Source organism: Aliishimia ponticola (assembly GCF_004803475.1).
Classification (GTDB): domain Bacteria; phylum Pseudomonadota; class Alphaproteobacteria; order Rhodobacterales; family Rhodobacteraceae; genus Aliishimia; species Aliishimia ponticola.
Genome location: NZ_SRKY01000002.1, coordinates 967,653 through 987,617, shown reverse-complemented (window position 1 = coordinate 987,617; position 19,965 = coordinate 967,653). Strand labels below are relative to the sequence as shown.

17 protein-coding genes, 1 tRNA gene and 1 pseudogene are annotated in these 19,965 nt (G+C 60.1%); 12 read left to right on the top strand and 7 right to left on the bottom strand.

The genetic code is table 11. The annotated features are described in order from the left end of the window. Positions 1–497, bottom strand: a 497-nt coding sequence (locus E4Z66_RS11100; protein WP_136463039.1) for a hypothetical protein, incomplete at its 3' end; no start/stop codon positions are given. A gap of 225 nt (positions 498–722) precedes the next feature. On the opposite strand from E4Z66_RS11100, the gene E4Z66_RS11095 reads away from it, so the two are divergent. Continuing rightward, positions 723–1,628, top strand: a complete 906-nt coding sequence (locus tag E4Z66_RS11095) for a VPLPA-CTERM sorting domain-containing protein (protein ID WP_136463038.1) — start codon at positions 723–725, stop codon at positions 1,626–1,628. Between the two features lies 1 nt (position 1,629). Then, the gene (locus tag E4Z66_RS11090) at positions 1,630–2,364 is read left to right on the top strand and encodes a zinc metalloprotease (protein WP_136463037.1); all 735 of its coding nucleotides are present in this window, start codon (positions 1,630–1,632) and stop codon (positions 2,362–2,364) included. A 1,258-nt stretch (positions 2,365–3,622) separates the two neighbouring features. On the opposite strand, the gene E4Z66_RS11085 is transcribed toward E4Z66_RS11090, so the two are convergent. Next, complete coding sequence (locus E4Z66_RS11085; protein ID WP_136463036.1) at positions 3,623–4,528, bottom strand: LysR substrate-binding domain-containing protein; 906 nt, start codon at positions 4,526–4,528, stop codon at positions 3,623–3,625. Between the two features lie 114 nt (positions 4,529–4,642). Between E4Z66_RS11085 and E4Z66_RS11080 the strand changes: the two genes are divergently transcribed. Further along, positions 4,643–7,126 (top strand): CoA transferase, encoded by a 2,484-nt coding sequence (locus E4Z66_RS11080; protein WP_246035977.1) that lies wholly within the window; start codon positions 4,643–4,645, stop codon positions 7,124–7,126. A 320-nt stretch (positions 7,127–7,446) separates the two neighbouring features. Then, positions 7,447–7,680, top strand: a pseudogene (locus E4Z66_RS11075) (integrase core domain-containing protein); the annotation flags it as partial. Between the two features lie 185 nt (positions 7,681–7,865). On the opposite strand, the gene E4Z66_RS11070 reads toward E4Z66_RS11075, so the two are convergent. The 5 genes from E4Z66_RS11070 to E4Z66_RS11055 form a co-directional block, all read right to left on the bottom strand. Further along, positions 7,866–9,434, bottom strand: a complete 1,569-nt coding sequence (locus E4Z66_RS11070) for a tyrosine-type recombinase/integrase (RefSeq protein ID WP_136463033.1) — start codon at positions 9,432–9,434, stop codon at positions 7,866–7,868. A 51-nt stretch (positions 9,435–9,485) separates the two neighbouring features. Beyond that, the gene (locus tag E4Z66_RS19665; RefSeq protein WP_168797779.1) at positions 9,486–10,472 is read right to left on the bottom strand and encodes a hypothetical protein; all 987 of its coding nucleotides are present in this window, start codon (positions 10,470–10,472) and stop codon (positions 9,486–9,488) included. Continuing rightward, complete coding sequence (locus E4Z66_RS19865) at positions 10,472–10,807, bottom strand: tyrosine-type recombinase/integrase (protein ID WP_246035972.1); 336 nt, start codon at positions 10,805–10,807, stop codon at positions 10,472–10,474. The genes E4Z66_RS19665 and E4Z66_RS19865 overlap by 1 nt, the downstream gene beginning before the upstream one ends. A gap of 3 nt (positions 10,808–10,810) precedes the next feature. Beyond that, positions 10,811–11,644: a tyrosine-type recombinase/integrase gene (locus tag E4Z66_RS11060; RefSeq protein ID WP_246035971.1), complete on the bottom strand. Its 834-nt coding sequence runs from the start codon at positions 11,642–11,644 to the stop codon at positions 10,811–10,813. Positions 11,645–11,793: 149 nt separating this feature from the next. Beyond that, positions 11,794–11,883 (bottom strand) — tRNA-Ser (locus E4Z66_RS11055). Positions 11,884–12,135: 252 nt separating this feature from the next. Between E4Z66_RS11055 and E4Z66_RS11050 the strand changes: the two genes are divergently transcribed. The 8 genes from E4Z66_RS11050 to E4Z66_RS11015 all read left to right on the top strand — a co-directional run bounded on the left by E4Z66_RS11050 (position 12,136) and on the right by E4Z66_RS11015 (position 19,860). After that, on the top strand, positions 12,136–13,002 hold the full coding sequence (locus E4Z66_RS11050) for an SPOR domain-containing protein (RefSeq protein WP_246035970.1): 867 nt from the start codon (positions 12,136–12,138) through the stop codon (positions 13,000–13,002). A 55-nt stretch (positions 13,003–13,057) separates the two neighbouring features. Beyond that, complete coding sequence (locus E4Z66_RS11045; protein ID WP_136463106.1) at positions 13,058–14,206, top strand: D-alanyl-D-alanine carboxypeptidase family protein; 1,149 nt, start codon at positions 13,058–13,060, stop codon at positions 14,204–14,206. Positions 14,207–14,230: 24 nt separating this feature from the next. After that, positions 14,231–14,848: a dTMP kinase gene (gene tmk, locus E4Z66_RS11040; RefSeq protein ID WP_136463030.1), complete on the top strand. Its 618-nt coding sequence runs from the start codon at positions 14,231–14,233 to the stop codon at positions 14,846–14,848. A 51-nt stretch (positions 14,849–14,899) separates the two neighbouring features. Further along, positions 14,900–16,036, top strand: a complete 1,137-nt coding sequence (locus tag E4Z66_RS11035; RefSeq protein ID WP_136463029.1) for a DNA polymerase III subunit delta' — start codon at positions 14,900–14,902, stop codon at positions 16,034–16,036. After that, positions 16,033–16,839, top strand: coding sequence for a TatD family hydrolase (locus E4Z66_RS11030; RefSeq protein ID WP_136463028.1), 807 nt, complete (start codon positions 16,033–16,035; stop codon positions 16,837–16,839). The genes E4Z66_RS11035 and E4Z66_RS11030 overlap by 4 nt, the downstream gene beginning before the upstream one ends. Further along, entirely contained in the window at positions 16,836–17,639 is an 804-nt protein-coding gene (locus E4Z66_RS11025) for an MBL fold metallo-hydrolase (RefSeq protein ID WP_136463027.1), read from the top strand. The genes E4Z66_RS11030 and E4Z66_RS11025 overlap by 4 nt, the downstream gene beginning before the upstream one ends. An 86-nt stretch (positions 17,640–17,725) precedes the next feature. Continuing rightward, complete coding sequence (locus E4Z66_RS11020; RefSeq protein WP_136463026.1) at positions 17,726–18,655, top strand: AEC family transporter; 930 nt, start codon at positions 17,726–17,728, stop codon at positions 18,653–18,655. A gap of 35 nt (positions 18,656–18,690) precedes the next feature. Continuing rightward, entirely contained in the window at positions 18,691–19,860 is a 1,170-nt protein-coding gene (locus tag E4Z66_RS11015) for a pyridoxal phosphate-dependent aminotransferase (RefSeq protein WP_136463025.1), read from the top strand. Positions 19,861–19,965 lie beyond the last annotated feature (105 nt).

The following is a 19,965-nucleotide window of genomic DNA, read 5'->3' as shown; positions in this document are numbered from 1 at the left end:
TCGGTTTCATGCAGGCAGCGTTTGACATTAAATCCGGTATGCGCCGCTATATAGACTGGAATGATCGCGTTCAAAATCTGATGAGCCAGGGAGCTCTCGAAATCGAATGTCTCCTGGCAGTATTCAAGAACAAACATTTCCAGCCCGGCCCCGGCGTTTCGCGGTGCCTGTTCCTGCGGAAACAGGAAAACGGACCTGTCGCCATCACGAAACCGGGTCAGCAACCTGCGGTTCAAATACGGCTTGGGTCGCGCGACGAAATCTTCGGCAACGCTTTCGTGCAAGAAACAGGTGATGCCCGCCGCCAAGCAGCGTGGTTTCTGTCCTTCGGTAAAGACCACGCCCCCAAGAACCGCGCCATCGCACACGAGTCGATCCAGAAGATCAGGCAGCCACGTCTCCCAGTCCTCGGTGTCTGGCAGGTATCGTTTCCATAAAGCGACAACGGCCCTACCGTCACCCGGTTGCATGGCGCGCGCATTGAGCGGTTCTGTCATCAATCAAACCCTACCCTTTAAGGGGATTGAATAGGGCAATGCGGCTCGGCACACAATTGGGGGTGGGCTTGTCCGTTCATGAACTGTGAGGCGGCAAGCAGGTAAGATTGAAAGTCAACCGTATCGAGTTTTCGGTGTCTTTATTGCTGGGAAGCAAACAGGTTCGCCTTTCCCCTTGCGATTTGGCAATTACGAAAACATCGGCGCAAATGTAAGGGTTCTGTCGTGCGAACACGTTTTTTCTGTCTGATAGCCGGTTTTGCAGTTTCCTTGGCGTCGGCAGGTGCTGCAGCAACATTGCATAATGTCAGCGTGGTCGCCTCTTGTGGTGTAGAACCTCCTGACTCTGAGACGGTCACCCTTTCGACCACTGGTATTTCGTTGAATGCCAACGCGGGAACCGGACCAGCAGGTGCGTGTGGTGCATCCGCAATTGCAAGCGCGAACGCTGGAACGGTACGGGCACAAGCCTTGGTTGCAAACCCAGGATTCGACAATGTTCAACAGCAAAATAATGGGCGTGCAACCGCCTCCGCTTCGGTCACATACCAGTTTACTCTTCGCTCCGACTTTATCGGCGTCGCACCTGTTCCCATCTCGATAAACTTGCACGCGACGGGAAGCGTTTCAGCGACAAGCACAGCGCTGTTCAATGATCAGGGTTCGCTTCTGAACGGGGGTCAGCGGACGTCGGCCAGCCTTCGCGCCTTTGGCGCGATTTCCGATGGCGCCCTGTCATATACGTTCGAAGAACGCATCAGCGTCTCCGCAAATGTGGGAGACTCAGAATTCGACTCTTTATCCGGCTCAATCACGACACCAAAGGTGTTGCTACGGCCAGGCGAAACGGGATCAATTTCTTTTGGTCTAGCAAGCAGCGCGTCTGGGCTTCTTGCCGGGCTAGAAGCGGTTGGATTTGCCAACGGTGGCAACAGTGTTTCATTCGCGCTCGAAGGCGATGTCTTCAATCTGCCCGATGGATATTTCATCGACATCGATGAACCCCGGATCGCCAACAACCGGTATTCCCGTGCCGACACACCCTCACCGGTCCCGTTGCCTGCAAGTGCCTGGTTTCTGGCGATCGGGTTGGTCGGCCTTCGGACGCTGAGGAAAAGGGCTAAGAGATGAAGTGCTGGTTTTCAATCGCTTGTCTGTTCCTCGCGGTCGAGAGGCGCGTGCAACAACGATTGACGAGGCGGCTTTGGACGCAATATTCGGTCAGGCAAGTTATGGTCAATCCGTCATAGATATTCGACTGCTGCCGGGCAAGTCACTTGCACGACCCGATTTATTGGATGTCAGGCTCGATCCTGTGGCTAACCCTTTTTCGGACACGCAGAACGTGGGGGAAGTCGGCAATCTCTTCGATCTTTTTGCTTTAGGTGCGGCAGAACCGATCGTTAATCTTTTCTGGGTGGAGTCAATCCGGCTATTTGGTCAGTTTGCATCCGGTATCGCGGAAGGGATCGGCACCGGAATCAGCTTTGCAGTGACCAAGGCCCCCGGTCCTTTGCAGGTCGAAGTGATTGCCCACGAAATCGGGCACCTGCTCGGGCTTGAGCATGAAGGCGCCCCGCAACCTCCGTTTTTTCGGACGGACTTCGGCGTCGATAACCTGATGTCAGTGTCCCCGAATGGCAAAACCACTTTGAACGCGACGCAGGTGGCGACAATTTTCGACTCCGACCTCGTGCAAGTCACGAAGTTTGCGGGCTTTTTTATAGAGATTCAGCCAATTTTGATCCCGGAGGAAATTGAAGTTGCGGCTGTGCCCCTCCCCGCGAGCGGGCTTCTCCTGTTGTTCTCGCTTTTCGGGATGACGGTGCTTGGAGGAAGGCGCGCTGACGCGCATCATCTGCGGTGACATCATCCTTATTTCAGTGCCGGTTTTTCTTGGCCTATGTTGGTTTTACCTTACCAAAGCAGTAACTCATGTGAACTGCCGCGTCGGTCGAAGAGGGCTCTCTGACGCCGTTAAACGTTGCGCAGCATCCATTGCGCTCAAGCACCCCAACCTGTTTAGGACGGCCCTTTCCGGACATTGGCCGAGTACCGCGACGCCGCGATGCAGCTGCCCCGAAGCCGACATTGATCGATCGAGCAGCATTCTTTCGGGGGCCGATGACTGCAACGCGGACGGAGCACCGTTTCGCTGCGGTTGCGCCAAGGTCGGCTTTGGCGGTTTCGGCTATGTCAAAAACGGTCGATTCTGCCGGTGACAGAAACGGTTGAGTTTTGGCATATCCTGCGGCGCGGAGAAGGTCCGTAGAGAGCCCAGACCTACCACGAGAGCTTGAAGTACATTTCTATGGAAGTAAATCTGACAAGGGATTGGTACGGGTGCTGGCACGCCATGCAAACATCAGAAGCTCCAGAGAGAGTTCTAGAAGCTTTGAGGCGATTCTTCGGGAATGACCTCCGAGTAGAAGATGTCAAAGCGGACACGCAGATCGTTACCGATCTGGGTATCTACGGCGACGATTTTTCCGAATTTTATGAAATACTTAGTGAAGTTTATGGCACCGAATTCCTTGTGCCCGCTGAGTGCATTCCAGGCGAATTCAGTTGGATGAGGTATCTGCGAGGGTGGTAGCCCTTTGTAGAAACGAAACGAGCCGTTCCAGTAACTTCCCTGACTGTAGCGGAATTGGATGCGATAATGTGTGGTAGAGGAAATCACGCAAACCAATAGGTGGAAGCTCTATTGGCAGCATTGTCCGCACACCGGACACAAACCCAATGACAGAACCTATGGGCCAAAAACGGTCGTTTTTGGCACTCTCAGAGAAGCGACCGAAATCATTGAAAAATACTGCGCCACAAACCCTTGGCGAATCTCCGTTTGATTTTGCCACGTTTTTGGCCATGCCCCAAGGAGCGGACATTCGTGCTTCTTGCAACATCATGCACTCTGCGCTCTTCGCGGCCATTCTCCACTTCGCAGCATTAGGCAGAGTCCGGCGAGTTTTCGTGGCCGAAGACGGCCCGAAGCCGACGTTCGATGATCCGTGTACGTGCCGCGGCGCGGCATGTGGAGCCGGACATCCGCGATGGGCGCTCGATCAGGATTTGGACCAAGGCCCCAGAGTGTGGAAAAGGCCGCCCTTTTTCGGCTCCCGGCGCTATGCTTTCTCCCGAAACCAGTTCACCAGACGGGCAAGTGGCGTGTTTTCTTCCATGATCGGCCGATGTTGCAGGAAGTATGCCGTATCGTGCTTTGAAACACTCCGCCCGGCGCGCATCAGGTGGCCCTCCGCCAGCAGCCGATCGACCAGGCCACGCCAGCCCAGAGCGAGGCCCTCGCCACTCAGAACGGCTTGGATAAGGAAAGGATAGGCATCAAACTCGATAGGATTCCCGAACAGTACTGGTTTGCAGCCCGCTTCGGTGAACCAGTCTTTCCATGTCAGGAAACCGGAGCGCCCGACATCCAGATGTAGGAAGAGATCCGGAGGCACGTCAGAGAGGTCGTCATTGCCCTGCACGTGTTGCGCGTAGAAGTCCGGAGTGCAGACCGGAAAACACTCATCTGGGATCAGAGGTATCGCGGGTCGTTCTGGATGCGCCTCAGGCTGCCAGACTACGGCGGCGTCGATGCTTGAGAGGTCGATGTCTTCCAGTTGATCCGTGGTCACCACACTTACGCGTGCGCCCCGCATGGACGTCCGAAGATCGCTGAATCGCGGCATCAGCCACTGATCCGCAATCCCGAAACTGCACGCCAGAACGACCTCTTCGCGGTCGGTTGGAGCTGAAATGCTGTTCCATGTATCGCGAACGTGACCAAATCCTAATGCTACTGCGTCGGCCAACCTCTGTGCATTGCCGGTCGGCACGATCCGGTTGTTGTTGCGAATGAACAGAGGCTGGCCCAGACGCAGTTCCAACGTCGAGACATGGCGCGATACGGCCGGTTGGCTCAGGTTCAACTCCGCCGCTGCACCCGAAAAGCTGCGATGGCGCACGGCCGCTTCGAAAACCATCAAAGCGTTGAGTGATCCCGCTATCTGCCTATTCGCCTTGTCCATAAGTATTTGTTATGGAGGCACCAACTTTTTGTCCAGTGTTCAGACCGGTTGCGACGATATATCCAGATGGACGTGAACGTATCCCGCGGCGGGAAGGGCGTAAGGAACCGACCAATGATGACCGATCGTCCTCTCTCCAACATCCGCGTTCTCGATTTCGGGCAGTATCTGGCGGGGCCCCTTGTCGGCATGATGCTGGCCGACATGGGCGCCGAGGTGATCCGCATCGATCCGCCCGGCGGTCCGCGCTTCAAGTCCCCGGCAAGCGATATGCTGGCGCGCGGCAAGTCCTCTCTTGTGCTGGACCTGAAGAATGCGGACGACCGGGCCGTCGCACTCGATCTCGCGGCACGCTCTGACGTTGTGATCGAGAACTTCCGCCCCGGCGTCATGAAGCGGCTGGGCCTTGGGCCGGACGACCTTCGCGCGGTCAATCCCGGGATTATCAGCCTCTCGATGCCCGGCTTTGCGTCGACCGACCCCGAGCTTGCCGGACTGGCCGCCTGGGAGGCGGTGATCGCGGCGCGGACCGGGCAGTTCACCGACATGGGGCTCAACCGACGACTCATGGGTATCAACCCGAGCTTCACGCCGCTTGCCCTCGCCTCCGCCTATGGCGCGGCTTTCGGTGCGATGTCCGTGCTCTTCGCGCTCGCGGCGCGGGACCGCAACGGCGGCGACCATATCGAGGTTCCCTTGGCCTCGGCGCTTCTGGAAGGGCTGATCTACAATTGCGAGCAGATCGAGGATTATCCAGCACGCTACAAGTCCCCGCGCGAGGTCGAACTTGATCGCCGCACCGCCAATGGACTACCGATGAACCTGCGTTTCGAGGAACTGTCGGAGTTCCTCGATCCCTTCTACCGCACCTATACCTGTGCCGATGGCCGTGGCTTCTATGTGGTCGCCTGCTCCATCGCGGGACATCCACAGCGGGCCTTGCGGACGCTCGGACTCAGCGATCTGGCCAACGAACTGCCAGACTTCTCCGCCTATCTCGACTGCAAGGACTGGCCCGCCGCTTGGAGCGCCCGGAATTATCCGGTCGGCGCGAAAGACCGCGCCCGGATATCATCGGCGATGAAGGCGGCATTTCTTACCCGTCCTTCGCATGAATGGGAGGCGCTGTTCGGTGCGGCCAAGGCGCCCGGCACCGCACAGCGATTCACGCAGGAATGGCTCGCCGATCCCCATGCTCTGGCATCGGGCCTTGTGCTGGTTGTTGACGATCCGCGTTATGGAAAGATGCGACAAATGGGCAATGTCGCCTGGATCGCCGATGACGCGCTGGCGGCAGTCAAACAGCCGGGTCCGACGCTCGACAACGCGCGTGACCAGCTCGGCACGATCCTTTCCGAACGTGTCCGACCTGCGCCCGTGAGAACAGGCAAAGGCGGTTGGATCGAAGGGCTCAAGGTTCTCGATCTGACAAATGTCATCGCCGGACCGACAATCGGTTCCACACTTGCGCGCTTTGGCGCCGAGGTGACGCTGGTCCAGCCGGTCGAGCCCTCGGTCGATCCGTGGAACGCGGTGGTCTTTGGTCTGCATGCGCAGCGCGGAAAAAAAAGCATTCTGCTGAACCTCAAGACCCCGGAAGGCAAGGATGCGTTGACTAAGCTTATTGCCGAAGCCGACGTGATCACGATGAACGGCACAGATGAACAACGCGACAAGCTGGGCCTCTCGCCCGAACGGCTGGAAAAGATGAACCCGCGGCTGATCCTTGTCCAGCTCGATGCCTTTGGCGGGCCGTTGCGGGGACCGAAGTCCGACCATCTTGGCTATGATGACCTTGCACAGGCGGCAACCGGCGTGATGGTTCGCTTTGGTGGTGGCATGGCAACACCCGAGGAGCACGCCCATTTCGGCACCATCGATGTGCTGACCGGCTTCTGCGCCTGTATTTCGCTCGCAGCCGCCCTGGAGCGGCGGAACCGCACCGGGAAAGGCGGAATCGCTCGCGCTGCGCTCGCGGCCGCAGGAAACCTGATTCAGGCGCAATTCATGTATGACTTTGAGGGGCGTGGGCCTTTCGACGAGCCCTTTGGACGCGAGGCGCGGGGATGGGCGCCTTTTTACCACTGCTATGAAGCGGCTGATGGCTGGATGTTCTTCGCCGCCCCCGAAGAGCAGCGCGAGGCCCTGCGCGCGGTTCCAGATCTTGCCGATCTTGCCGATCAGCCCGAAATAACCTTGTCTGCCGTACTGGCCGAACGTTTCGCTACGCGCCCCTTCGCCCACTGGGCAGCGGCCTTTGCGGGCACATCATCCACGGTGGTCCTGCTCGGCTCGCTCCACGCAACCCGCGATACAGCGATACAAAGGGAAAGTGACGGGGCCATCGACCTGACACAGGCGACCTTCCGGGTCATCCGCCACGACCGCCACCCGATGGGTCGCTGGGCTGATCTTGTTGCTCCGAACGCGGTGCGACCGGAGCGCGGGCGCATCACTATACCCGGACCGATGCCAGAATACGGCACACATACCCGCGAGGTCCTTGGAAGGCTCGGATACCATCCGGAAACTATTGACGCGATGATCGGGGCGGGCGCTGCCAGCGAAAGCTGGTCGGGAAAATACCTGCCAGAATGAAGTGTCTCCAAAAGGGATGGAAATGCATGTCTGGAGGACGATGTCTGAAACGTCGATGTCGGGACGTCACTTCATACGCCAACGATATCTCTTCAGGAGTCACGCCCTTTCATTCACTTTGCAGAAATTGGCACCTGAACGCTCGAAGTCGCTACTCGGCCGCGCAGCATGCCTGCCGGTGCCAATAGAAACCGAAAGTCAGCTTCCGACGGTCCTGCATGTAGTCTCTGCGATTGCGGCGAACGTCCGGTTCCCGCCCGACCAAGACATTGGGTCGGCCACCGCAGACGAAGCCTAGGATATGTGCAAATGCCACGATGCGATTCCTCGACAACGTCTTCGTGGAACGGCTCTGGAGAAGACTGAAATATGAAAGTGTCTACCTGCTCGCATGGGAGGACGCATCAGAGGCGAATGCGGGTGTCGGACAATGGATCGAATTCTACAACCGAAAGCGCCCCCTTTCCGCGCTTGGCGCCCCCCTCCTCGGCCGTGGTCTAATAGCTGAGAAAGGACGAAACCCAACCCGATCAGCCGGACCAAGGGTAGCATAATCTAACTAGAAATCTGTCCGAACATTGGGAATAGCTCAGTCGAACTTCTGAACACCAAAGTCGGGGTGCAATGTCATTGGAGCATGCACCGAGATGGGCCGCGTCTGTCCGACCCGGTAAGCGTCGAGAAACTTGCGAGGTGGACGTATGTGCGCCGCAATTATCCTACGCGCGATTTTCGCTTGCTAGGACCCTCGCTTGCGAGAAGAATTAAACGTTTCGACAAATTGGTCGAAGAACGCAATTTTCTCCTCGTTCGCAAGGTCCAGAACCTCACGTTCTTCATCTTCCAACGGAAGATGCTCCAAAAGCGCAAGGCGCCGGTCGTGTGTCAGCTTTCCGTAATGCGATGACGTGATTTGTTCGTTTTCGTGGCCCATGTTTTCCGACCAGGCCTTACGTTGTTCGCTTGTCAGGCGGCGGCGGTCTCTCTCCGCTGCGATCGTGTGTTTGGCGGAGTGTGGGGTGTATTTTGTATGATGTCCGTTGCACGCCACCTCAAAAGCTACCGAGACAGAGTGACAGGAAGTCATTGGGGCGATCGGTTGATTGCGGCGTGCAGGGAACGTGCGGCGGCCGTTGAAGGCGTTTTTTTGAGGGAAGAGAGCGTCTTCGGGAGTGAAACCCGCGCCCTCCATGAAGGCGACCCAGTCGATGACGGCGGCACGCAAGTCTTCGGGGATCGGGAACCAGGCGATCTGCAGGCTTTTACCGTTTTTTGTTCGCGCGGTATCGGCGTTCTGGATGATCTTTGCGCCGGTGCAATCGACGTCTCCAAGCCGGAGCGAGATCGATGTGTCGGCGCGCAAAGCACCAAGAAAGGCGAGCGCAAATATCGCTCGGTCGCGCTTTTGGATGGTGGTCTTTGAGGGCATGCCCTTGAGCAAGTTTCTCGCCTCTTCCAGTGAGGGGTATGCCTTGGGCGCTTTTGGCAGGCTGGCCGAATAGGCCGCCCTCGGCAGTCGAAGCGCATCGGGCAGTCCCGCTGGCAGACGTCTATGCTCCGGTTGCTTCAAGAGCCATTCGAAGAAGTCTCTCAGATGGGAAGCTGTATGCTGGACTGTTGACTTCGATTTGGGATTCGGCGCGCCGGGGTGCAGCGATGCCTTCAGATGATCCCGCACCGCGTAGCAGTCCTCTAAGGTGAGTTTCACGAAGGGCTTGCCATCGAGAAAATCTTCCAGCCAACGAATCGCCGTCAGGTGTCGGTCGATGGTTTTGTCGCTGAACTGACCGGCGTGCTTTTGCCATGCGTAGAGGAGCCGCTCATTCGGACCGCAAAAGTTGGTATGGGAAATACCAATACGAGAGCGGGCTGAGGTGTTTTCTTCGTGTGCGCAGGTCTCGGTCGTATTGGGATCAGGCTGCCCGGCACATGGCTCTTTTTTTGCAACCGAAGCAAACCGATACACATGCCCACCGCACTCCGAGCACCGCGCCGACAGAAGCTTTGTTCCGTTCCGCGACGGTTCTTCCACCACGGTCCCCGGCACTGGAAAGATCGCCATATTGCACCCGGTGCACTTGAACTCTCCAGGGCGTAGGGAGGTCCGGTCGCGCTTGCGCCGCGCGTCGTGAAAGGTGTTGACGGTTGCTCCGCGAAACAAGTGTGGTCGCTCCTGATCCACGCGTTGCAACCCTGCAATGACCCAATTGGACACCGTATTCTTCGACACTTTGAACGCGACCATCAAATCCTGAGCAGAATAGACGCGATGATGTTTGAGTGTGATACCTTTGTAAGAGCGTGACACGGTGGTCCTCTCCCGGAAAGCAGGGGCGGGTAGCTCCACTTTGGGTTCGCCTCAACAATCAGATGTTCGGAGGAGTTCGAGCTCTACGCCCGCGGCTCGTTCGGATCGTGGCGGTTCGATGCCGCCCACGCGTTCAGGTCCGCGCCGCGGTAGATGACTTTGCGGCCCAGCTTGTAATAAGCGGGGCCCATGTTCTTGTGGCGCCATTGCGCCAGCTTTTCGCGGTCGCCGATGATGTTGAGTTCGGAGTAGCCAATAATATAGAGGCGATGTTCGTCGAAGAGGTTTGCCATCTTTCGGGTTCTTTCCACTGTGTTGAATTACAGTGGTGAAATGGTCAGTGCAGACGTAAAATGGCAGTCCCCGATTTTGAAATCGGGGACCATAAGTCATTGATTCGTATATAAATGAAATTTGCTCGTCCGGATCGACATAGGGTTTTCTTGTGCGCTTCGGGCAAACTTCGGAAAGTCGACGGCGGATTTTTTCTGCCACCAACAGCACCATTCCGGTGCCCATGTTCAGGTCTTCGCAGAGGTCCATTGCCATGCCGAGATGCACGATGCCGCGATAGGTATTCCAACTCTTTCGCACCACGTCCTTGTCCCGCGCCCCACTGATCCCGCGCTCCTTACCAGCCGCGGTCAGCTGGTATAAAATGCCGTTGCGCGTCTGAACGCCTTCGAATTTGCCGTCGTGGATGGAATTATCGATTAGCTTGCCAACATGCTCAGCGATGTTTAGCCGTCGCTCATTCCTATCTTCATATTGGTGCGACACACGCGTGAACTCGTAGATCGCCTCGTGACGGTCATGCGACGTCTTGCTTGCCCATTCAGCGAGACGTCTGTTCTCAGGTGCATTGATCCAGTCGCGGCTGTGGCATTCAGAGATGTTTTGCAGCCGCCCCTCGATGACCTCGTGCCTCACAAAGCGAATTGCGGCTAGCCTCTCCTCAAGCGTCTCAGGGCTCAACGCGACCCGAAAAAGCTCCAGAAAGTTGAGCTCGTCCTCATTGATCGATACTCTGATTGCCACTAACTCTTAACCCCGGAACCAGATGCAACGAATTTCGACCAATCGTTCATCAGAGACCGCCGTCGGTCCAGCAAATCCGACCTAGCATAAGCCCGCTCGACATCTGATCCGACCGTATGGGCCAAACTCTTTTCGGCGACCTCACGCGGCACTTTGGCGACTTCAGACGCCCAATCGCGGAAGGTCGAGCGAAACCCATGCACTGTCACGCCTTCGACATTCATCCGGCGCAGGAGCATCAGCATCGACATGTTCGACAAAGGCTTATGGCGCTTCTGGCCCTCGAACACATACTCCGATTTCAGCGCCTTCAGCGGCGCGATGATCGCCAGCATTTCCTACGTCAACGGCACTCGGTGCACCACGCTGGTCTTGATGCGCTCCGCAGGGCAGGTCCAAAGCCGCGTGTCAAAGTCGATCTCCGCCCAGCGCAACCCCAGGACCTCCCCGGTCCGCGACCCGGTCAGGCAGGTGAACATCAGCGCCTTCGCCGCCATGGCGTTGCGCGTATTCAGATCCGCGTAGAACGCTGGCACATCCTTCCAGTGCATGGCCTTGTGATGCTTCGGTTTCGCCTTCACCTTCGGCAGCGCCCCGGCGTCCTTGATCGCCGTGACCGGATTTTCACCGGACCGGAATCCCTTTGAGCGCGCGACGTCCAGCACGGTCTTGATCCGCTGGGCCAAGCGCTTGGCGGTCTCATGCTTTTCGGTCCAAATCGGCGCGAGGCACATCATGACCTCCGGCTGGTCGACTGTATCGACCGGCATCCGCCCGATCTTCGGAAAGGCATAGTCGCGCAGCGTGTTGATCCATTGCTGCCCGTGCTTGGCGTTCTTCCAGGTGGGCATACGGTCGATATGAACCTGCTGGGCGACTTCCTCGAAGGTGGGAATCTCCTGCCGCGCATTGAACCGCGGGTTCAAGCCTTGCCTGGCCATCCGCCGATATTCCAAGGCGCGCTCCCGCGCCTGATTTAGCGTAACGATATCCGCGCCGCCCAAGCCGAAATCGGTGCGTAGCGGCGCGCCGTTCTTGTTCTTCTGCCCTTTGACCACTACCCGCACGATCCACCGCCGCGCACCGGAGGAATCGACAACGAGATACAAACCGTTCCCATCGCCGTGACGCCCAGCGCCGAGATTCTTGGTGAGTTTGCCAGACAAGGCCATGGAAAATACCACATTCCATACCACTCAATGACCGAAGTCAGACGAAACCAAAAGAAGCTCAAGAGGAACGGCCGAATAGGCCAAGCCCAAAGACACAAACAAAAAGGGCCGCCCAAGGCGACCAAAGCCGATCGATGAAAAAGGTATGGTGGCGGAGGAGGTGGGATTCGAACCCACGGTACGCTTTCACGCACGCCGGTTTTCAAGACCGGTGCATTCGACCACTCTGCCACTCCTCCGGCGTATATGGTCAGGCCGTCCGTCTAACCTGCTGCGGGCGATTCTGAAATACGCAAATGCGCCCGTCACTTCTGGGGAAAATTGCCGACCCTTTCAGGTCGTGCTTTTCACCGCGCCGCGTTCGGGTTAGAACCGTTAACAACAAGCGCAGTGGGGGCTGGCACGTCCAACGCGCCTGGTACGAGCAGAGATAAGGCGGGCAATCGCCACAAACGGGGCTTGAGACAATGGGCATTACGCGCAATCGATGGATGCTAGCAGCAATGAGCGCCTCGGCGCTTGCGCTTCTGGCCGGGTGTGACGAAAGCGGGCAGTTCAATCTGGCGGACAAGCTGAACCTGCGCCAGAACGCGGGGCAGACAGCCTCTGCGGCAAGCGGCACGGCGACAAAAACGGTCGAGCAAGACGTCGAAGCACCCGACGTGTTTTCCGTGACCGAGGCCGGGCTTTGGGATGGCCGCCCCTCGCTGGGCGGTGTCTGGGTTGCCCACCCCGATGTCAAAGAGCCAGAGCGTGTGATGATCCGCAACACTGCGAATGGCAATTTCGTCGTCGGCGCGCTGTTCCGCAAGGAACGGGATATCCCCGGCCCGCGCCTGCAAATCTCGTCCGATGCGGCAACGGCGCTTGGCATGTTGGCCGGCGCGCCGGAGGAGTTGAGCGTGGTCGCGCTGCGCCGCGAGGAAGTCGCGGTTGACGTCCCGGCCCCCGCGCCGGAAGACACCGGTGTCATTGCCTCGCCCGAAGATGTCAGCGAAACGCCGCTGGACCCGATTGCCGCCGCGGGCGCTGCGATTGATGCCGCGCCGGAAGCGGCCCAGACCGCTGCGGCGGCCCCTGCCCCAGTGCCGACACCTGCGCCTGCGCCCAAGCCGACCTCCTCGCTGGCGAAGCCCTATCTTCAGGTCGGGATTTTCAGCGTCGAAGCCAATGCCAACCGCACCGCCAAGCAGATGCGCAGCGCAGGCATGTTGCCGACCATTCGCAAGGGCGAAACCGGCGGGAAACCCTTCTGGCGTGTCATCGTTGGCCCGGCGCAAACCTCGGCAGAGCGTAACGCGCTTCAGGCGAAGATCCGCACGGAGGGCTTTACCGATGCCTATCCGGTGACCAACTAGGACCAAAATAGGAGAGACCGACGTGAACCGCCCCCTAGCTGCCGCGCTCGCGCTCATCTTCACCGCCCTGTTCAGCGCCCTGTTCAGCGCCTTGCCCGCGCAGGCGTTCGAGACCCGCGCCACCTCTGCTTTCGTGCTGGACCAGAACACCGGCACGGTCTTGTTGAACAAGAACGCCGACACGCCGCTGCCCCCGGCCTCCATGTCCAAGCTGATGACGCTTTACGTGGCATTCGAAGCGATCCGCGACGGTCAATTGTCGATGACCGAAGAACTGCCTGTCTCTCAGCACGCGATGAATTACGGCGGCTCGACCCTGTTTCTGAAAACCGGCGAACGGGTCAAGGTCGAAGACCTGATCCGCGGCATCATCGTTCTGTCGGGCAATGATGCCTGCGCCGTGATTGCCGAAGCGCTGAGCCCCGATGGCACCGAAGCCGGGTTCGCCCGCCTGATGACGCGCCGGGCCGTGGAAATGGGCATGACCAACTCCACCTTCATGAATTCCAACGGCTGGCCGCAGGAAGGCCACCTGATGAGCGCCCGCGATCTGGCCCTGCTGGCGAACCGGATCATCACCGATTTCCCGGAATTCTACCCGATGTTCTCCGAGCAGGAGTTCCTGTTCGACGCCAATGAACGCTCGAACCGGTTCAACCGCAATCCGCTGCTGGGCCTTGGGATCGGCGCGGATGGGCTCAAGACCGGCCATACCCAGCAAGCGGGCTATGGGCTGGTTGGCTCTGCCAAGCAGGATGGGCGCCGGGTGATCTTTGTGATCTCGGGGCTGGGCTCGCAGGAAGCGCGGGCCGAAGAAGCCGAGTCCATCGTCAACTGGGCCTTTCGCCAGTTTGCCGAAGTTCCCTTGATCCGGTCTGGCACGCTGATCGCAGAAGCGCCGGTCTGGATGGGCGAGGCGCAGAAAGTGGGCCTTGTTCCCGCCGAAGACCAGACAATCCTGCTGCCCGTGCGCGGTGTCGATGATGTGGATGCCGAAGCGGTGTTCCGCAGCCCGATTCAGGCCCCCGTTGCGCAAGGCCAGCAGCTTGGAGAGTTGATCTTTACCCCCGAAGGGCTGGAAGAAGTCCGCGTGCCGCTAGTCGCCGCAGAAGACGTCCCTGCGGGCGGTTTCATGACCCGCATCACCACAGCGGCGCGTATCCTGTTCCAGCAATGGCAGGACGCACCGGCAGACGCGTCTTAAGTCGCGGCCCTGCCCTTGACCGGAATGTTCATCAGCTTCGAAGGGATTGACGGCTCGGGCAAGTCCACGCAGGCCTGGCGCCTTGCGGAAATGCTGCGCGCCCGGGGACACGACGTCGTCCTCACGCGCGAGCCGGGCGGCAGCCCCGGCGCCGAGGAAATCCGTGCGCTTGTCCTGCAAGGCGATCCCGGTCGTTGGTCGGCGGAAACGGAACTGCTGTTGTTCACCGCCGCGCGGCGCGATCACATGGAACGCACCATCCAGCCCGCGCTGGCTGCAGGCAAGATCGTGATCTGCGACCGCTTTGCCGACAGCACACGGATGTATCAGGGCCTTAGCCGGGGCGATTTGCGCCCGCTGGTCGATCTGCTGCATGACCGGATGATCGGGCGCGAACCGGATATGACCGTGTTGATCGATATGGATCCGGCAGCGGGGCTTGCCCGCGCCCTGTCCCGCGCCGATCCCGACAACCGCTTTGAGGCGTTCGGACAATCCTTGCAGGACCAGATGCGCGCCGGATTTCTGGCCCTGGCCCAGGAATTTCCGGACCGCTTCCGCGTCATCGATGGCAACCGCGATATCGACGCTGTTGCACAGGATGTGTCCGCTGCGGTGCTTGACCGGCTTGATGCGGGCTGAAACAACGCCGAGGCTCTGGCCCCTCCCGGCAAAGGCCGCTACATCTCCCGCATGAGCGATGAAAGCCCCCGTCCAGATCAGGTTCAAGGCGCCCCGCATCCCCGCGATACACCGCGGCTGATCGGACAGGCGCAGGCTGAAGCTGCCTTTCTGACGGCCTTCACGTCGGGCCGCTTGCACCATGCCTGGCTGATCTCTGGCCCGCGCGGCACAGGGAAAGCGACGCTTGCCTACCGCATCGCACGGTTTCTGCTGGCGACACCGCCGCAGACCGATGATGGCCTGTTCGGTGCCCCGCCCCCTCCTGACAGCCTGGAGATCAGCGACGAACATCCGGTCAGCCAACGCATCCGCGCCGGGGCCGAGCCCGGATTGCGCGTCGTGATTCGGACCGAGAACGAAAAGACCGGCAAGATGCGCGATCAGATCGTGGTCGACGATATCCGCAAGCTTGGAGAGTTCTTTCACCTGTCCATGACCGATGGGGGCCACCGCGTCGTCATCGTGGATAGCGCCGACGATATGAACGTGCCTGCGGCCAATGCGCTGCTGAAAATGCTGGAAGAGCCGCCCGCGGACACCACGCTGCTGCTTCTTTCGCACCAGCCCTCGCGGCTGTTGCCGACGATCCGGTCCCGTTGCCGGACGCTGCGGACCGTGCCGCTGCCGCCCGCCGACATGCGTGATGCGCTGGAACAGGCCGCGGCCGAGCTGCCAGATGCCGACACCGCTTTGGCCGAACTTTCGGGCGGGTCGGTCGGCGATGCGCTGCGCCTCATCAACCTGTCGGGGCTGGAAATCTATGCCGAGCTCATCGCGCTGCTGGGCACCATGCCGCGCCTTGACCGCCCGCGCGCAAAGGCGCTGGCCGATGCCTCTGCGACGCGTGGGGCAGAAGACAAGCTGGACCTGCTGATCTCCCTTCTGGACATGGCGCTGTCGCGGCTGGCCCGGTCGGGCGCGCTTGGCCAATCGCTGCCGGATGCCGCCCCGTCAGAAGCCGACACATTCGCGCGCCTCGCCCCCGACACAGGGGCCGCCCGCTATTGGGCCGAGCGCAGCGCCGACATCACCGCCCGCTTGCGCCATGGCCGGGCGGTCAACCTTGACCCTGCCGCACTGGTGCTCGATACACTTTTGAAGCTGAACGATACCGCCCGCGCGGTCGCAGACAGGACCGTCGCATGACCGATACGCCCTCCATCACCGACAGCCATTGCCATCTCGACTTTCCCGATTTCGACGGCCAGTTGGACGCCGTTGTCGCCCGCGCCGCCGAGGCCGGTGTTACCCGTATGGTCACGATTTGCACCCGCCTGCGCAACGAACCCGCCGTGCGTGCCATCGCCGAAGCCCATGCCCCGGTGTTCTATGCTGCTGGCACCCACCCGATGAGCGCCGCCGAAGAGCCGATGACCTCGGTCGATGAGCTGGTACGCCTGTCCCAGCACCCCAAATTAGTCGGTCTGGGAGAGACGGGCCTTGATTACCATTACACCGCCGAAAGCGCCGAGGTGCAGAAAACCTCGCTGTTGATCCATATCGAGGCGGCGCAGGAAACCGGCTTGCCGCTGATCATCCATGCCCGCGACGCGGATGAGGATATGGCCCAAATCCTGACCGATGGCTTCAATCGCAAGCCATATACCTGCGTGATGCATTGCTTTTCCTCAGGGCCGGACCTGGCCCGCGCCGCGCTTGATCTGGGCTTTTACCTGTCCATGTCGGGCATCGCGGCCTTCCCCCGCAGCACGGACCTGCGCGAGATTTTCGCCGCCGCCCCGCTGGACCGTATCCTTGTGGAAACCGACAGCCCCTATCTTGCGCCGCCCCCACATCGCGGCAAACGAAACGAGCCTGCCTTTAGCGCGCATACCGCCCGTGTCGGGGCCGAGGTCTTTGGCCTCGACTATGCGGAGTTCGCAGCCGCCACCCAAGACAATTTCGACCGGCTTTTCTGGAAAGTCGCAGCCTTCGAGGCCACAGCATGAGCGCTGAAATCCGTTTCACCATCCTGGGCTGTGGCTCTTCGGGCGGTGTGCCCCGGCTTGGCGGCCATTGGGGCGCTTGCGATCCGGACAACCCCAAGAACCACCGCCGCCGCTGCTCGGCGCTGGTGGAACGGGAGGGGCCGGATGGCACGACCACGGTGCTGATCGACACATCGCCGGACCTGCGCAGCCAGCTTCTTGGCACCGGCACCGGGCGGCTCGACGGCGTAGTTTACACCCATTCCCACGCCGACCATGTGCATGGGATCGACGATCTGCGCATGATCGTCTTCAACATGCGCGCGCGCCTGCCGGTCTGGGCCGATGGCGATACCCAAAACGCGCTGATGAGCCGCTTTTCCTATGCCTTCGTACAGCCCGAAGGATCGCCCTATCCGCCAATCCTCAACATGAAATCGATCACCGGACCGTTTGAGGTCGACGGTCCCGGCGGGCCGATCCCCTTTATCCCGTTCGAGGTCAATCACGGCTCGATCGAGGCGCTGGGATTCCGCATCGGCGATCTGGCCTACCTGCCTGACGTGGCGCAAATCCCCGACGATGTCTGGCCGGTGCTGGAGGGTCTGGATGTCTGGATCGTGGACGCCCTGCGACGCGAACCGCACCCGACCCATTCCCATCTGGCGCAGACATTGGACTGGATCGACCGTACCGCCCCCAAACGCGCGGTGCTGACCAATATGCATATCGATCTCGATTACGACACGGTTGCAGCAGAAACGCCGGAACACATCCTCCCGGCCTATGACGGGCTGCAATTGATATCGCCCCTGCCGTGACACCCTGCGCGGCGCTTCACCGCGCGTCCCCCGGACGCGCCAGCCTGACTTGCGGCCCTTGGGCCGCGCAATTTGGCAAGACATAGATGCAGACGCTTCTCGACGTGATCCTCCCCGTCTTTCTCGTGATCGGCTTCGGCTACGTGTCTGTTTGGCGCGGCGTGTTTCCAGTCTCCGGTATCGACGGCGTGATGCGCTTTGCCCAGAACTTTGCCATCCCCTGCCTGCTGTTTCAGGCCATCGCGAAAATCGACATCGCCGCCAGCTTCGACATCCGGCTGCTTACGTCGTTCTATACCGGCGCACTGGTTTGCTTTTTCGCGGGCCTCATCGGCGCGCGGGTGTTGTTCGGGCGCGATCCCGAAGATGCCGTTGCCATTGCGTTTTGCTGTCTCTTTTCCAACTCCGTTCTGCTGGGTCTGCCCATCACTGAACGCGCCTATGGCGAAAACGTGCTGGACGCCAACTATGCGATCATCGCCTTCCACGCGCCGTTCTGCTACCTTTTGGGCATCACCTCCATGGAACTGACCCGTGCGCGGGGCGAGAACATCTCAGCCGCGGCGATCAAGGTGGTGCGAGCGATTACCAGCAACGCGCTGTTCCTTGCGATCCTTGCCGGTTTCGTCTGGAACATCACCGCGCTGCCCCTGCCGGGCGTGGTCGATGACGCCTTGGCACTCGTGGCCCGCGCGGCACTGCCTGCCGCCCTGTTCGCGCTTGGCGGCGTGCTGATCCAATACCGCCCCGAAGGCGACATGAAGACAATCGCCATGGTCTGCGTCATCGCGTTGCTGCTGCACCCGGCCATCACCTTTACGCTGGGCAGCGCCTTCAACCTGCCCGCCGACAGCTTCAAACCCGCCGTGATCACCTCGGCCATGGCGCCGGGCTTCAATGCCTATATCTTTGCGAACATGTATGGCCGGGCCAAGCGCGTCGCGGCCTCGTCGGTGTTGATCGCCACAGGCGCGTCACTGGGGACCGCGTGGCTCTGGCTCACCGCGCTGGGTTGAGCTACTTGTTTGGTGGAAACGAGGGGGACCCACATATGACCGATCTGATCCTTGCGAAAAGCCTGTCACGGCTTGGCACCGAATCCGCGTTTGTCGTTCTGGCGCGTGCGCAGAAACTCGCAGCCGAAGGGCGCGACATCATCAACCTTGGCATCGGCCAGCCCGATTTCCCCACCCCCGATCACATCGTGGAGGCCGGGATCAAGGCCCTGCGGGACGGGCATCATGGCTATACCCCGGCCAATGGCATCCCTGCCCTGCGCGAAGCGGTCGCGGCCGATCTGCATCGCCGCCACGGCACCGAGGTCAACCCGGACAACGTCGTTGTCGTTCCGGGCGGCAAGCCCACCATGTTCTTCGCCGTGATGATGTTTGGCGAACCGGGCGCGGAGATCATGTATCCCAACCCAGGCTTCCCGATCTATGAATCGGTGATCCGGTATTCCGGGGCCACCCCGGTTCCCATCGCCCTGAAAGAGGAGAACGGGTTCGCCTTCTCCGCCGAAACCGTCCTGTCGCAAATCACCCCTGCCACGCGGCTGATCATCATCAATTCGCCCGCCAATCCCACCGGCGGCGTCACCCCCAAGGAAGAGATCGACAAGCTGGTCGCCGGGCTGATGGACCACCCGCATGTGGCGCTGATGTCGGACGAGATCTACTCCAACATGCTTTATGGCGGGCGGCAGCACACATCGCTGCTGAGTTACCCGGAAATCCGCGACCAGCTTATCATGCTGGATGGCTGGTCCAAGACTTATGCGATGACCGGTTGGCGGCTGGGCTATGCCGTCTGGCCGGACGCGCTGGTCGATCATGTCACGCGGCTGTGCATCAACGATCATTCCTGCGTCAACGCCGCCACGCAAAATGCGGGGATCGCCGCCCTGAACGGGCCGCAGGATGCCGTCCATGACATGGTCGAACAGTTCGACGCCCGCCGCGAGGTCATCGTGCGCGAGCTGAACGCGCTGCCCGGCGTGACCTGCACCGATGCCGCCGGGGCCTTTTACGCCTTCCCGAACATCACCGGCACCGGCATGACCGCCGCGCAGGCGCAGGACCATTTTCTGGACAAGGCCGGGGTCGCGACGGTCGCGGGCACGTCCTTTGGCAAACACGGCGAAGGCTATGTGCGCTTCTCCTACGCCAATTCAACGGAGAACATCCTTGCAGCGATGGAGCGGATCAAGGCGATCCTGTAAGCACCCGCGCGGGCTTCGCCATGTGCCAAAATCGCGGGCATCAAAGCCCGCACATGGTGCATATGCCGCAAAATGCTGCGCTTGCAGCATGCGCGCTGCGGGAAC

Coding starts and splice junctions, on each gene's coding strand:
- E4Z66_RS11060 (WP_246035971.1), bottom strand. CDS start 11,644: ATGGCCTTGTCTGGCAAACTCACCAAGAATCTCGGCGCTGGGCGTCAC.
- tmk (WP_136463030.1), top strand. CDS start 14,231: ATGTTCATCAGCTTCGAAGGGATTGACGGCTCGGGCAAGTCCACGCAG.
- E4Z66_RS11085 (WP_136463036.1), bottom strand. CDS start 4,528: ATGGACAAGGCGAATAGGCAGATAGCGGGATCACTCAACGCTTTGATG.
- E4Z66_RS11030 (WP_136463028.1), top strand. CDS start 16,033: ATGACCGATACGCCCTCCATCACCGACAGCCATTGCCATCTCGACTTT.
- E4Z66_RS11020 (WP_136463026.1), top strand. CDS start 17,726: ATGCAGACGCTTCTCGACGTGATCCTCCCCGTCTTTCTCGTGATCGGC.
- E4Z66_RS11025 (WP_136463027.1), top strand. CDS start 16,836: ATGAGCGCTGAAATCCGTTTCACCATCCTGGGCTGTGGCTCTTCGGGC.
- E4Z66_RS11015 (WP_136463025.1), top strand. CDS start 18,691: ATGACCGATCTGATCCTTGCGAAAAGCCTGTCACGGCTTGGCACCGAA.
- E4Z66_RS11050 (WP_246035970.1), top strand. CDS start 12,136: ATGCTAGCAGCAATGAGCGCCTCGGCGCTTGCGCTTCTGGCCGGGTGT.
- E4Z66_RS19865 (WP_246035972.1), bottom strand. CDS start 10,807: ATGCTGGCGATCATCGCGCCGCTGAAGGCGCTGAAATCGGAGTATGTG.
- E4Z66_RS11080 (WP_246035977.1), top strand. CDS start 4,643: ATGATGACCGATCGTCCTCTCTCCAACATCCGCGTTCTCGATTTCGGG.
- E4Z66_RS11035 (WP_136463029.1), top strand. CDS start 14,900: ATGAGCGATGAAAGCCCCCGTCCAGATCAGGTTCAAGGCGCCCCGCAT.